The sequence below is a fragment of the Klebsiella pneumoniae genome (genome assembly GCF_000742135.1).
In the GTDB taxonomy this organism is placed as follows: domain Bacteria; phylum Pseudomonadota; class Gammaproteobacteria; order Enterobacterales; family Enterobacteriaceae; genus Klebsiella; species Klebsiella pneumoniae.
Map to the genome: position 1 here is coordinate 942,516 of NZ_KN046818.1, position 13,742 is coordinate 956,257.

The 13,742-nt window shown below is 54.2% G+C and carries 11 protein-coding genes; 5 read left to right on the top strand and 6 right to left on the bottom strand.

Annotated features, from left to right (window positions below):
• Positions 1-9 precede the first annotated feature (9 nt).
• The 6 genes from DR88_RS20555 to DR88_RS20530 form a co-directional block, all read right to left on the bottom strand.
• Positions 10-339 (bottom strand): cytochrome o ubiquinol oxidase subunit IV, encoded by a 330-nt coding sequence (locus DR88_RS20555; protein ID WP_002891634.1) that lies wholly within the window; start codon positions 337-339, stop codon positions 10-12.
• Positions 339-950 carry a cytochrome o ubiquinol oxidase subunit III gene (locus DR88_RS20550; RefSeq protein WP_002891635.1) on the bottom strand — a complete coding sequence of 204 codons (612 nt, stop codon included), beginning with the start codon at positions 948-950 and terminating at the stop codon, positions 339-341. Before DR88_RS20550 ends, DR88_RS20555 begins: the two co-directional genes overlap by 1 nt.
• Positions 940-2,931, bottom strand: a complete 1,992-nt coding sequence (gene cyoB, locus DR88_RS20545; protein WP_002891638.1) for a cytochrome o ubiquinol oxidase subunit I — start codon at positions 2,929-2,931, stop codon at positions 940-942. The genes DR88_RS20550 and cyoB overlap by 11 nt, the downstream gene beginning before the upstream one ends.
• Positions 2,932-2,950: 19 nt before the next feature.
• Entirely contained in the window at positions 2,951-3,895 is a 945-nt protein-coding gene (cyoA, locus tag DR88_RS20540) for a cytochrome o ubiquinol oxidase subunit II (protein WP_002891641.1), read from the bottom strand.
• A 479-nt stretch (positions 3,896-4,374) separates the two neighbouring features.
• Positions 4,375-5,850, bottom strand: coding sequence for a muropeptide MFS transporter AmpG (gene ampG / locus DR88_RS20535; RefSeq protein ID WP_004144673.1), 1,476 nt, complete (start codon positions 5,848-5,850; stop codon positions 4,375-4,377).
• A gap of 43 nt (positions 5,851-5,893) precedes the next feature.
• Entirely contained in the window at positions 5,894-6,472 is a 579-nt protein-coding gene (locus tag DR88_RS20530; protein ID WP_002891647.1) for a lipoprotein, read from the bottom strand.
• Between the two features lie 302 nt (positions 6,473-6,774).
• Here DR88_RS20530 and bolA point away from each other — a divergent pair, with 302 nt between their 5' ends.
• The 5 genes from bolA to lon all read left to right on the top strand — a co-directional run bounded on the left by bolA (position 6,775) and on the right by lon (position 13,732).
• A complete protein-coding gene (gene bolA, locus DR88_RS20525; RefSeq protein ID WP_002891649.1) occupies positions 6,775-7,092 on the top strand; it encodes a transcriptional regulator BolA in 318 nt (105 codons plus the stop codon).
• Between the two features lie 345 nt (positions 7,093-7,437).
• Positions 7,438-8,736: a trigger factor gene (gene tig / locus DR88_RS20520; protein ID WP_004147333.1), complete on the top strand. Its 1,299-nt coding sequence runs from the start codon at positions 7,438-7,440 to the stop codon at positions 8,734-8,736.
• Between the two features lie 309 nt (positions 8,737-9,045).
• On the top strand, positions 9,046-9,669 hold the full coding sequence (gene clpP / locus DR88_RS20515; RefSeq protein WP_025861679.1) for an ATP-dependent Clp endopeptidase proteolytic subunit ClpP: 624 nt from the start codon (positions 9,046-9,048) through the stop codon (positions 9,667-9,669).
• 250 nt (positions 9,670-9,919) lie between these two features.
• Positions 9,920-11,194: an ATP-dependent protease ATP-binding subunit ClpX gene (gene clpX, locus DR88_RS20510; RefSeq protein WP_002891807.1), complete on the top strand. Its 1,275-nt coding sequence runs from the start codon at positions 9,920-9,922 to the stop codon at positions 11,192-11,194.
• A 183-nt stretch (positions 11,195-11,377) separates the two neighbouring features.
• Positions 11,378-13,732: an endopeptidase La gene (gene lon, locus DR88_RS20505; protein WP_004151336.1), complete on the top strand. Its 2,355-nt coding sequence runs from the start codon at positions 11,378-11,380 to the stop codon at positions 13,730-13,732.
• The last annotated feature ends 10 nt before the right edge of the window (positions 13,733-13,742 follow it).

Here is a 13,742-nt window from a genome sequence, read left to right on the forward strand (position 1 = left end):
TCGCCGCTCTTAGTGCATCATCATGTTGTAGTTCAGGTTCCACATAATCCAGATGGAGCCGACAACCACGATCGCAATGATGATTACGGTGAAGATAAATGCGGTCAGGTTCCAACCTTCATCGGACTTGCTGTTCATATGCAGGAAGTACACGAGGTGTACCACGATCTGCACCACAGCGGTCACCAGAATGGTGCCAAGGATAACCGCATGCGAGGCGGAGCCACTCATCACCATGGCGAACGGAATGACCGTCAGGATGATGGACAGGATAAATCCTGTCATGTAGCTCTTCACGCTGCCGTGAGAAGCGCCGCTATGATCGGTAGAATGACTCATTACATCGCCCCCATCAGATAGACAACCGAGAACACGCAGATCCACACGACGTCCAGGAAGTGCCAGAACAGGCTCAGGCACAGGATACGCGTGCGGTTAGTGCTGGTCAGGCCACGACGTGAAACCTGGAACATCAGCACCGCCATCCAGATAAGACCGGAGGTCACGTGCAGACCGTGGGTGCCGACCAGCGCGAAGAACGCGGACAGGAAGCCACTACGATCCGGACCAAAGCCTTCCATGATCAGGTGATGGAATTCATAGATTTCCATCCCGATAAATCCGGCGCCAAACAACCAGGTCAACGCCAGCCAGGAAACCACCTGGCTTTTGTTGTTTTTGTACATGGCGATAGCCGCCATGCCGTAGGTGATGGAGCTGAACAGCAGCAGTGCGGTTTCAACCAGAACGAACGGCAGTTCGAAAATATCTTTGCCCGTCGGTCCGCCGGCCGTGCCGTTCACCAGAACGGCATAGGTAGCAAACAGCGTAGCGAAGATAATGCAGTCGCTCATCAGGTAGATCCAGAAACCGAATACCTTCATCGGTCCTGTATCATGGTGCCCGTGTTCATGCGCGTGGGCAGTATGCGCAAGAGTATCAGTTGCCATTTTTCAGCCCTGCTTTGTTAATCTCATCGAAATGCTGTTTTTCCAGTTTTTCGACTTCTGCAACCGGTACGTAGTAATCCACGTCCTCGTCAAAGCTCTTAATAATCCAGGTCGCTACGATGCCGATGAAGCTGGCGATCGCCATCCACCAGATATGCCAGATCATGGCGAAACCAAATACCGTAGCGAAGGCGGCAATCACGATGCCGGCGCCGCTGTTTTTCGGCATATGAATTTCTTCATAGTGAGCAGGCTGTTTGTACGCTTCACCTTTCTCTTTCATTTCCCAGAAGGCATCACGTTCGTGAACCTGAGGAACGATAGCGAAGTTGTAGAACGGCGGTGGAGAAGAGGTTGCCCACTCCAGCGTACGGCCACCCCACGGGTCACCGGTCAGGTCGCGGTTCTGATCGCGGTCGCGAATAGACACGTAGAACTGAATCAGCTGGCACAGAATACCGCAGGCGATCAGCGCCGCACCGCAAGCTGCAATAACCAGCATCGGGTGGAACTGCGGATCGATCTGCTGGCTCAGACGACGGGTCATACCCATGAAGCCCAGCACGTACAGCGGCATAAACGCCACGAAGAAGCCGATGATCCAGAACCAGAAAGCGCGTTTGCCCCAGGTTTCGTTCAGGGTGAAGCCAAAGGCTTTCGGCCACCAGTAGGTCAGACCTGCGAAGCAACCGAACACTACGCCGCCGATGATAACGTTATGGAAGTGCGCAATCAGGAACAGGCTGTTGTGCAGAACGAAGTCCGCGCCCGGTACCGCCAGCAGCACGCCGGTCATCCCACCTACGGAGAAGGTCACGATAAAGCCGATAGTCCACATCATCGCCGAGTTGAAGACGATGCGACCCTGATACATGGTGAACAGCCAGTTGAAGATCTTAACCCCGGTCGGGATCGCGATAATCATGGTAGTAATACCGAAGAAGGCGTTTACGTTCGCGCCAGCACCCATGGTGAAGAAGTGGTGCAGCCAAACGATGAACGACAGAACGGTAATACAGACGGTTGCCCATACCAGAGAGGTGTAACCGAACAGACGCTTACGCGAGAAGGTCGCGGCGATTTCGGAGAAGACCCCGAACACCGGCAGAACCAGGATGTACACTTCCGGGTGACCCCAGGCCCAAATCAGGTTGATGTACATCATCATGTTGCCACCCATATCGTTGGTAAAGAAATGGGTGCCCAGGTAACGATCCAGGGTCAGCAGCGCGATGGTGACGGTCAGAATTGGGAACGAGGCGATAATCAGGATGTTAGCGCACAGAGATGCCCAGGAGAATACCGGCATCTTGAACATGGTCATGCCCGGGGCGCGCATCTTGATAATGGTCACGAAGAAGTTAATACCGGTCAGGGTAGTACCGATACCGGAGAGCTGCAGCGCCCAAATCCAGTAATCAACCCCTACGCCAGGACTGTACTCAATTCCCGACAGCGGCGGATAGGCCAGCCAACCGGTCTGCGCGAACTCACCAACGCCCAGAGACAGGTTAACCAGAATCACGCCCACAACGGTGAACCAGAAGCTCAGGTTGTTGAGGAACGGGAAGGCTACGTCGCGCGCGCCGAGCTGAAGCGGAACCACCAGGTTCATCAGACCGATAACAAACGGCATCGCCACGAAGAAGATCATGATAACGCCGTGGGCGGTAAAGATCTGATCGTAGTGATGAGGCGGCAGGAAGCCGGCTTCCCCGGCCGAAGCCAGCACCTGCTGGCTACGCATCATGATGGCGTCAGCAAAGCCACGCAGCAGCATGACGATTGCCACGATAACGTACATGATACCGAGACGTTTGTGGTCGACAGAAGTCAGCCACTCGTTCCATAGGTAGGACCACTTACCGAAGTAAGTGATGGCTGCCAGAAGCGCCAGTCCCCCAATGATAATCGCAGCCACCGTTACCACGATAATAGGTTCGTGGTAGGGCACTGCATCCAGTGTAAGTTTTCCGAACATCGTTTTCTTCCTCGGCCCCTTAGTGAGCGGTTTCCGCGTGGCTCATGTCCATGCCTTCCATCCCGTCGTGAGCAGCGTGCTCGCCTTCAGGTTTAGACATGTTCATGCTCTCGTGAGACATGAATTTGTTCACAACATCTTTGAACAGATCCGGTTTCACGTTAGAGAAATATTCCACTTTGTTGTATTCGCTAGGCACAGCCACTTTCTCGAACGCGGCCATGGAGTCCATGGAGTTCGGAGACTGTTTGGCTTTTGCAACCCACTGATCGAAAGTCGCCCGATCCGGGGTGGCAATCGCTTTGAACTTCATACCTGAGAAGCCCGGGCCACTGTAGCTAGCGGAGATACCGTCATAAGTACCAGCTTCGTCAGCAATGAGGTGCAGCTGAGTCTGCATACCGGCCATTGCATAAATCTGGCTACCTAAGCGCGGAATAAAGAACGAGTTCATCACCGAGTTAGAGGTCACTTTGAAGTGTACCGGTACGTTCGCCGGGAAGGCGATTTCGTTAACGGTAGCAATACCCTGTTCCGGATAGATAAAGAACCATTTCCAGTCCATCGATACGACTTCGATGGTGATTGGCTTCTCGTCATGGACAAGCGGTTTGCTTGGTTCCAGTGCGTGAGTGGTTTTCCAGGTCAGAACGGCCAGGAACAGGATGATCAGAATAGGTACCGTCCAGACCACAGCTTCCACTTTGTTGGAGTGTGACCAGTTCGGGCTATACTTCGCATCTTTATTGCTCGCGCGATACTTCCAGGCAAATCCTACTGCCATCAAGACGGCGGGAATAACGACAATCATCATCAGGCCGAAGGCCGTCAGAATCAAAGAGCGTTGCTCCAGTCCAATCTGTCCTTTTGGGTCAAGGAGTGCAGAATCACAACCACTGAGTAATACAGTACCTGCGATTAATGACATCCATCCCAAACTTTTATTGTATTTCCTGAGTCTCATTGAACGACCTCAATTCCACGGGATCTGGTGGCGTTTAAAGTGTATGGGCATTTTACGGTAAGGTTGCATTACTGTAAACATGATTGGATCTCTGTCAGTTCTGTGTTAGCGGCTTCTGCTTGGTTTGTCACATATGTAACGTAGTGTTACTTAATCGCTTGCAAAGCCTGATTTTCGTGGGATTGATAACGAAAGGGATAAGAAAAGGAGTGCTTAGCGGCTAATGGGCATAACCACCCACAAATTAGAACAATTGTTTAACATTTAATTATCAAATAAAAGACATTGTGAAAACGAAAAATAAAATCCCCGGAGCTGAATCGGTTAAATTATTTAAAGAGTCGAACGAAAACTGTCAATAATTTCCAGAAATCAAAAACGCACAAAACAACAAATAGCGCGGCGGACAATATAAAAGCGTTAATAAGCCGTTATAATTACGTTTCGTAATTACAACGGCTAATAATGATGCTGGATCCTTAAATCAGGCGGGTTTTACGCAGCGCCAGATAGTCAAGCAGGCCGCCGAACAAAATCCCGCCGACGGCGGTGAGCGCGGCAACCTCCAGCAGGCCGGACAGGAAGGAGAACGACGTATAATCCAGCGCGTTGAGGATCAGCAGCGCCAGCCACACCGCGAGCAGCAGGCAGCCCAGTGTCAGGATCCCCAGCGCCAGCGCATAGGCCTGCGGGAACTCGCTACGCGGCATAAAGCTTGCGGTGCGTTGGGTATGCTCAAGCGTTTGCCGGCACAGCAGCAATAGGGCAATCCCCGGCACCGCCGCAACGACAGAGAAGAGATAGAAGGTCGACCAGCCGTGAGCCTCGACAAACCAGCCGGCAATCGGCCCAACGTATACGCGACCGACCGCAGAGAGCGCCGAGAGCAGCGCGAACTGGGTGGCGGAGAACGACTTATTGCATAGCGTCATCAGCAGCGCGACAAATGCCGCCGTCCCCATTCCCCCGCACAGGTTTTCAAAGAATACCGCGGTCGCCATGGAATAGAGGTGCTTATCGGTAATCGACAGCAGCCAGTAGCCGGCGTTAGAGACCCCCTGCAGCAAACCGAAAATGAGCAGTGCCCGAAACAGCGTCAGCCGCTGCATCAGGACGCCTCCGTACAGGGCGCCGAGAATGGTGGCGAACAGGCCTAAGGTTTTGTTCACCATTCCCACTTCGCCAGCGTCAAATCCCACGCCGCGGATCAGGAAGGTGGTGGTCAGGCTCATGGCAAACGCATCGCCAAGCTTATAAAGGACGATGAGCAGCAGAATCAGCCAGGCGTTGTTGCGGCCGAAAAAATCGCGCAGCGGTTCGGCTACCGCCTGCTCGAGCGATCTGGGAACCGGGATAACGTCGCTCGGTTCGGGCGCCAGCAGCGTGGCGATAATGCAGGGCACCAGCAGCGCCGCCATCAGCCAGTACATCCCCTGCCAGCCGAGATAGCGGTCGGCAAGCCACAGGGCCAGTCCACCGGAGACCAGCATCCCCAGGCGATAGCCCAGCACGCTGATCGCGGCGCCGGCGCCACGCTCTTCTGCTGGCAACACGTCGGTTTTCCAGGCGTCGAACACAATATCCTGCGACGCCGAGCAGAATGCGATCACCACCGCCAGCGCCGCCATCCAGCGTAATTGGGTGACCGGCTCAAGAAAGCCCATCGTCGCGATCGCCAGCAGGAGTAATACCTGGGTGGTCAACAGCCAACCGCGACGACGCCCAAGAAACGGCGGCGTGTAGCGGTCCATCAGCGGGGACCAGAGGAATTTAAAGACATAGGCCTGGCCGACGAGCGAGAAAAAACCGATCGTTTTCAGATCGATATTTTCCACCGTCATCCAGGCCTGCAGGGTACCGGAGGTGAGGGCCAGCGGCAGACCGGAGGCGAAGCCAAGGATCAGCAAAATGGCTGATTTCGGCTGCTGAAAAATGCGTAAGTAATGACTGGACATAGCATAAAGCACGAACCCGGCGGAGGCCGGGTTCGCGATAGCATTAACGCGCGTTTTGCTTGATGAAATCGTGGATGCTGGTGTCCTGCGCCATATCGGCGATGGTATCGGTCAGGACGCTGTTGACGGCATCAGCGATGTTTTTGTTCGAGGCCTGGAAGGCGCCTTCAACGGAGTAGCTGGCACGGTAGTTTTTGGTCATTTTCGTGCCGTTTGCCGCGGTGGCGATGATGGCGATATCGGCTTTGGTGGCGATGTTATAGCGCACGTTACCCTGAGAGACGTCAGCATAGAGTTTGTTGACGATGATCTGCAGATCGACCGCGCCGTTCGGGCCAATCATGTAGCCGCGAGACGTCATCTGTTTCTCCAGCACTTCCTGCAGCAGGAAGCGCAGATCGCGGGAGGCGGTGAGAGTGACCAGCTGATTGTCACGCGTCACTTTCGCCAGCGCCTGGTCCGGACGCTGATCGGCGCCGTTGATGCTGACGGTCACGCCCATCAGGCTTGGATCCTGCTGCGGCAGCGTGATTTTCGGCGATACTTCAATGGTGGTCGGCGGCGTGGCGCATCCTGCCAGCATAAACATGGCGACCAACGGGAAAAGAATCTTCTTAAGCATGTTCAGGTCTCAACGCATGGTGTTGTTATAAGGAAAATTACCGCCATCATAGCATTGCCAACGGCAAGGGGAAGTGGCAACGCGTGTAAATCCATCGTGCTGGCGGTTTTCTGAGCGTCCCGCCACGGTTAATGGCTCGTTCCCCGACGGATTTGGCGACCAGAGCCAGTAAACGTGATACTTTTGAATGAAAATATCAGAACAATGCTAATTTTTTGTTGTTTTCTCCTAATGGAAGCGGTAAAAGCGGCTAACATTTAAATGGAGTGGCGGCATCTCAGCGTTGTCGGAGGAGAAAATTCATGATGATACGTGAACAGATCGAAGCAAAACTTAGAGCAGCGTTCGACCCGATGTATCTCGAAGTCGTGGATGAAAGTTATCGTCACAACGTCCCTGCGGGCTCTGAAAGTCATTTTAAAGTGGTGTTAGTGAGCGATCGCTTCACTGGCGAGCGTTTCCTCAATCGCCACCGTATGATCTACGGCACGCTAACCGAGGAGCTGTCGAATACGGTGCATGCCCTGGCGCTGCACACCTACACGATTAAAGAATGGGAAGCATTACAGGATACGGTATTTGCTTCGCCGCCGTGCCGCGGCGCAGGGAGTATCGCTTAGAAATCCCATTTGCAACCGCTGGCGCTTTTCCAGTATGTTGCTTGCAGATTTAGCAAAAACGGCCTACGGGCCGTTTTGTTTTGCCTGGAAAATGCGCAAAGTCAGCGCTTTTGCGGGCAAATTTGAGCGGGAAATGTGAAAAATGCCGCAGCACCAGGCGACAACCGTTCTCGACTCACAAAAGTGATGCCGCTATAATGCCGCGTCTTATATATGAATGTCTTCGGGATGATTCTGACGACAGGGAATGTGTTTCTGATTTGAAGAGGGCATCCCGGTTCTGCGAAGCCACCTACACGCGCTTCCAGAGTTGACCGAGCACTGTGATTTTTTTGAGGTAACAAGATGCAAGTTTCAGTTGAAACCACTCAGGGCCTTGGGCGCCGTGTAACGATTACTATCGCCGCTGACAGCATCGAGAATGCTGTCAAAAGCGAGCTGGTCAACGTAGCGAAAAAAGTTCGCATTGACGGCTTCCGTAAAGGCAAAGTGCCGATGAATATTGTTGCTCAGCGCTATGGCGCTTCCGTTCGCCAGGACGTGCTGGGCGACCTGATGAGCCGTCATTTCGTTGACGCGATCATCAAAGAAAAAATCAATCCGGCCGGCGCGCCGAACTACGTTCCGGGCGAATACAAACTGGGCGAAGACTTCACCTACGCGGTAGAGTTCGAAGTGTATCCGGAAGTTGAACTGCAGGGTCTGGACGCGATCGAAGTTGAAAAACCGGTTGTTGAAGTCACCGACGCTGACGTTGATACCATGCTGGAAACTCTGCGCAAGCAGCAGGCGACCTGGAAAGAAAAAGAAGGCGCGGTTGACGCTGAAGATCGCGTAACCATCGACTTCACCGGTTCTGTTGACGGCGAAGAGTTCGAAGGCGGCAAAGCCTCTGACTTCGTACTGGCGATGGGCCAGGGTCGCATGATCCCGGGCTTCGAAGACGGTATCAAAGGCCACAAAGCGGGTGAAGAGTTCACCATCGACGTGACCTTCCCGGAAGAGTACCACGCAGAAAACCTGAAAGGTAAAGCGGCTAAGTTCGTTATCAACCTGAAGAAAGTCGAAGAGCGTGAACTGCCTGAGCTGACCGAAGAGTTCATCAAACGTTTCGGCGTGGAAGATGGTTCCGTCGCTGGCCTGCGCGCTGAAGTGCGTAAAAATATGGAACGCGAGCTGAAAGGCGCTGTGCGTAACCGCGTGAAGTCTCAGGCTATCGAAGGTCTGGTTAAAGCCAACGAGATCGACGTTCCGGCTGCCCTGATCGACAGCGAAATCGACGTGCTGCGTCGTCAGGCTGCTCAGCGTTTCGGCGGCAACGAGAAACAGGCTCTGGAACTGCCGCGCGAGCTGTTCGAAGAGCAGGCTAAACGTCGCGTCGTTGTTGGTCTGCTGCTGGGCGAAGTGATCCGCACCAACGAGCTGAAAGCTGACGAAGAGCGCGTAAAAGCCCTGATCGAAGAGATGGCTTCTGCGTACGAAGATCCGTCTGAAGTCGTTGAGTTCTACAGCAAGAACAAAGAGCTGATGGACAACATGCGCAACGTGGCGCTGGAAGAGCAGGCTGTTGAAGCCGTGCTGGCGAAAGCCAAAGTGTCTGAAAAAGCCACTTCCTTCAACGAACTGATGAACCAGCAGGCGTAATTTCGCCGCTATCGTTTAAGGTTCGAGCAAAAACCCGTTGCCGAAAGGCGGCGGGTTTTTTTTTAAGATAATGATAGCCACAGGCACGGTGCGAAAACGCATTAACCATGATAGCGTTACAGCAAAAGCTTGTTATGCTTGAAATATGGCAACACCATCCCCATTACCGGGGGAGGCAACTGCATCCGCAATCGCACGCGTATTGAAGAGGCGGTGACGCATTCAGCGGATAGAAACTGTGGCTGATAATCCGTCCGTAAGGTTACAATCAGTGCAGCAGGTATTTTAAAATTACTCCAGGAGACGGAAATGTCATACAGTGGCGAACGAGACAACTTTGCACCCCATATGGCCCTGGTGCCGATGGTCATTGAACAGACCTCACGCGGTGAACGTTCTTTTGATATCTACTCCCGTCTGCTTAAGGAACGCGTCATTTTTCTGACCGGCCAGGTCGAAGACCACATGGCAAACCTGATCGTGGCGCAGATGCTGTTTCTGGAAGCGGAAAACCCGGAAAAAGACATTTACCTGTACATTAACTCTCCGGGCGGGGTAATCACCGCCGGGATGTCGATTTATGACACCATGAAGTTCATCAAGCCGGATGTCAGCACCATCTGTATGGGGCAGGCCGCTTCTATGGGCGCGTTCCTGCTGACCGCCGGGGCGAAAGGCAAGCGCTTCTGCCTGCCGAACTCCCGCGTGATGATCCACCAGCCGCTGGGCGGCTATCAGGGACAGGCGACGGATATTGAGATCCACGCCCGTGAAATCCTGAAGGTGAAAGGACGCATGAATGAGCTGATGGCGCATCATACCGGCCAGTCTCTTGAGCAGATTGAGCGTGACACCGAGCGTGACCGCTTCCTGTCTGCTGCGGAAGCCGTGGAGTACGGGCTGGTCGACTCTATTTTGACCCATCGTAATTGATGCCCAAGGCGCAAGGGTGCCGCTTTACGCTTCATCCTTCTCGCCACGTCTGTGCGAGCGGTTGGCTTTTATTCGGCCGCTTGTCTGGCAGGCTTGCGGCCGGTGGCTTCGCTACCGGCTCGATGTAGCGCGAAGGATTTTGTGTATATACTAATGAAGGGCGGCACAACGCTATATGGCGGCTTGCGCCTGAGAATGGCATTTGCGTCGTCGTGTGCGGCACAAAGAACTTAAAAAGAGGTTTGGACTCATGACAGATAAACGCAAAGATGGATCGGGCAAATTGTTGTATTGCTCTTTTTGCGGCAAAAGCCAGCATGAAGTGCGTAAGCTGATCGCCGGGCCATCCGTGTATATCTGCGACGAATGCGTTGATTTATGTAACGACATCATTCGCGAAGAGATTAAAGAAGTGGCGCCGCACCGCGAGCGCAGCGCGCTGCCGACGCCGCACGAGATTCGCCACCACCTTGATGACTACGTCATCGGTCAGGAACAGGCGAAGAAGGTGTTGGCGGTCGCGGTATACAATCACTACAAGCGTTTGCGCAATGGCGATACCAGCAATGGCGTAGAGCTGGGTAAAAGCAACATCCTGCTGATCGGGCCGACCGGTTCCGGTAAAACGCTGCTGGCGGAAACGCTGGCGCGCCTGCTGGATGTGCCGTTTACCATGGCGGACGCCACTACCCTGACCGAAGCCGGTTATGTGGGTGAGGACGTCGAAAATATCATTCAGAAACTGCTGCAGAAGTGCGATTACGACGTGCAGAAAGCGCAGCGCGGCATCGTTTATATCGACGAAATCGACAAAATTTCGCGTAAATCCGATAACCCGTCGATTACGCGCGACGTCTCAGGCGAAGGCGTGCAGCAGGCGCTGCTGAAGCTTATCGAAGGGACCGTTGCCGCCGTTCCGCCGCAGGGCGGGCGTAAACATCCGCAGCAGGAGTTCCTGCAGGTTGATACCTCCAAGATCCTGTTTATCTGCGGCGGCGCGTTCGCTGGCCTGGACAAAGTGATTTCCCACCGTGTGGAAACCGGCTCCGGCATTGGTTTTGGCGCGACGGTAAAAGCGAAGTCCGACAAAGCGAGCGAAGGGGAACTGCTGGCTCAGGTCGAGCCGGAAGATCTGATCAAGTTTGGTCTGATCCCGGAGTTCATCGGCCGTCTGCCGGTAGTGGCGACCCTGAACGAGCTGAGCGAAGAAGCCCTGATCCAGATCCTGAAAGAGCCGAAAAACGCCCTGACCAAGCAGTATCAGGCGCTGTTTAGCCTTGAAGGCGCAGAGCTCGAATTCCGCGACGAAGCGCTGGACGCTATCGCCAAGAAAGCGATGGCGCGTAAAACCGGCGCCCGTGGCCTGCGCTCAATTGTGGAAGCGGCGCTGCTGGATACCATGTATGACCTGCCTTCGATGGAAGATGTCGAAAAAGTGGTCATTGATGAGTCGGTTATCGCCGGTCAGAGCAAACCGCTGCTGATCTACGGCAAACCGGAAGCTCAGCAGGCATCTGGTGAATAATTAACCATTTCACTCAAGCAGTTAACAAAAAGGGGGGATTTTATCTCCCCTTTTATTTTTCCTGCATTCCCGCCGTTGAATGTGTGGAATACATCCCCATATACTGGATTACATATTAACGACGATGCAGTGGAGTGTGGCGTCGTCGGCTACCTGGCGGACTTTAAACTAAGAGAGAGCTCTATGAATCCTGAGCGTTCTGAACGCATTGAAATCCCCGTATTGCCATTGCGCGATGTGGTGGTTTATCCGCACATGGTCATACCCCTGTTCGTAGGGCGGGAAAAATCTATCCGTTGCCTCGAAGCGGCCATGGACCATGATAAAAAAATCATGCTGGTTGCGCAGAAAGAAGCGTCGACGGATGAGCCGGGTGTAAACGATCTTTTCACCGTTGGAACCGTGGCGTCTATTTTGCAGATGCTGAAGCTGCCGGACGGCACCGTGAAGGTGCTGGTCGAAGGGCTGCAGCGTGCTCGCATTTCTGCGCTGTCTGATAATGGCGAGCATTTCTCGGCGAAAGCGGAGTATCTCGACTCGCCGGCGATTGACGAACGCGAGCAGGAAGTGCTGGTTCGCACCGCTATCAGCCAGTTTGAAGGCTATATCAAGCTGAACAAGAAGATCCCACCGGAAGTGCTGACGTCGCTGAACAGCATCGACGATCCGGCGCGCCTGGCGGATACCATCGCGGCGCACATGCCGCTGAAGCTGGCTGACAAGCAGTCTGTGCTTGAGATGTCCGACGTTAACGAACGTCTGGAATATCTGATGGCGATGATGGAATCGGAAATCGATCTGCTGCAGGTTGAGAAGCGCATTCGCAACCGCGTCAAAAAGCAGATGGAGAAATCCCAGCGCGAGTACTATCTGAACGAGCAAATGAAAGCGATTCAGAAAGAACTCGGCGAGATGGACGACGCCCCGGACGAAAACGAAGCGCTGAAGCGTAAGATCGATGCGGCGAAAATGCCGAAAGAGGCGAAAGAAAAAACCGAAGCGGAACTGCAGAAGCTGAAGATGATGTCGCCGATGTCTGCGGAAGCGACCGTCGTGCGTGGCTACATCGACTGGATGGTGCAGGTGCCGTGGAATGCGCGCAGTAAGGTCAAAAAAGACCTGCGTCAGGCCCAGGAGATCCTCGATACCGATCACTATGGCCTGGAGCGCGTGAAGGATCGCATCCTTGAATATCTCGCGGTGCAGAGCCGGGTGAACAAAATCAAGGGGCCAATCCTTTGTCTGGTGGGACCGCCGGGGGTAGGTAAAACCTCGCTGGGTCAATCCATCGCCAAAGCGACCGGACGGAAATACGTTCGTATGGCGCTTGGCGGCGTGCGCGATGAAGCGGAAATCCGCGGTCATCGTCGGACCTACATTGGCTCGATGCCGGGCAAACTGATCCAGAAAATGGCGAAAGTGGGGGTCAAAAACCCGCTGTTCCTGTTGGACGAGATCGACAAAATGTCTTCCGACATGCGCGGCGACCCGGCTTCCGCGTTGCTTGAGGTGCTGGATCCGGAACAGAACGTGGCCTTTAACGACCACTATCTGGAAGTGGATTACGATCTCAGCGACGTGATGTTCGTGGCGACTTCCAACTCCATGAACATTCCGGCGCCGCTGCTGGACCGTATGGAAGTGATTCGTCTCTCCGGCTATACCGAAGATGAAAAACTGAACATCGCCAAACGTCATCTGCTGCCGAAGCAGATCGAACGTAACGCGCTGAAGAAAGGCGAGCTGACCGTCGACGATAGCGCCATTATCGGCATTATTCGTTACTACACGCGGGAAGCGGGGGTACGTAGCCTGGAGCGTGAAATCTCCAAGCTGTGCCGCAAGGCCGTTAAGCAACTGCTGCTGGATAAATCGCTGAAACACATCGAAATTAACGGTGAGAATCTGCATGATTATCTCGGCGTACAGCGCTTCGACTATGGCCGCGCCGATAGTGAGAACCGCGTCGGTCAGGTGACCGGTCTGGCGTGGACGGAAGTGGGCGGCGATCTGCTGACCATCGAAACCGCCTGCGTGCCGGGCAAAGGCAAGCTGACCTACACCGGCTCGCTGGGCGAGGTGATGCAGGAGTCGATTCAGGCTGCGCTGACGGTGGTACGTTCGCGGGCTGACAAGCTGGGCATTAACGCCGACTTCTACGAGAAGCGTGACATTCACGTGCACGTGCCGGAAGGGGCGACGCCTAAGGATGGTCCGAGCGCGGGGATCGCCATGTGCACGGCGCTGGTCTCCTGCCTGACCGGCAACCCGGTACGCGCTGATGTGGCGATGACCGGTGAAATCACTCTGCGTGGTCAGGTGCTGCCGATCGGCGGTCTGAAGGAAAAACTGCTGGCGGCGCATCGCGGCGGCATTAAGACTGTTCTGATTCCTGATGAGAACAAACGCGACCTTGAAGAAATTCCGGATAACGTTATCGCCGATTTGGATATCCATCCGGTGAAACGAATCGAGGAAGTTCTGACACTTGCGCTGCAGAACGAACCGTTCGGCATGCAGGTTGTGACCGCGAAATAGTGATTCTGCG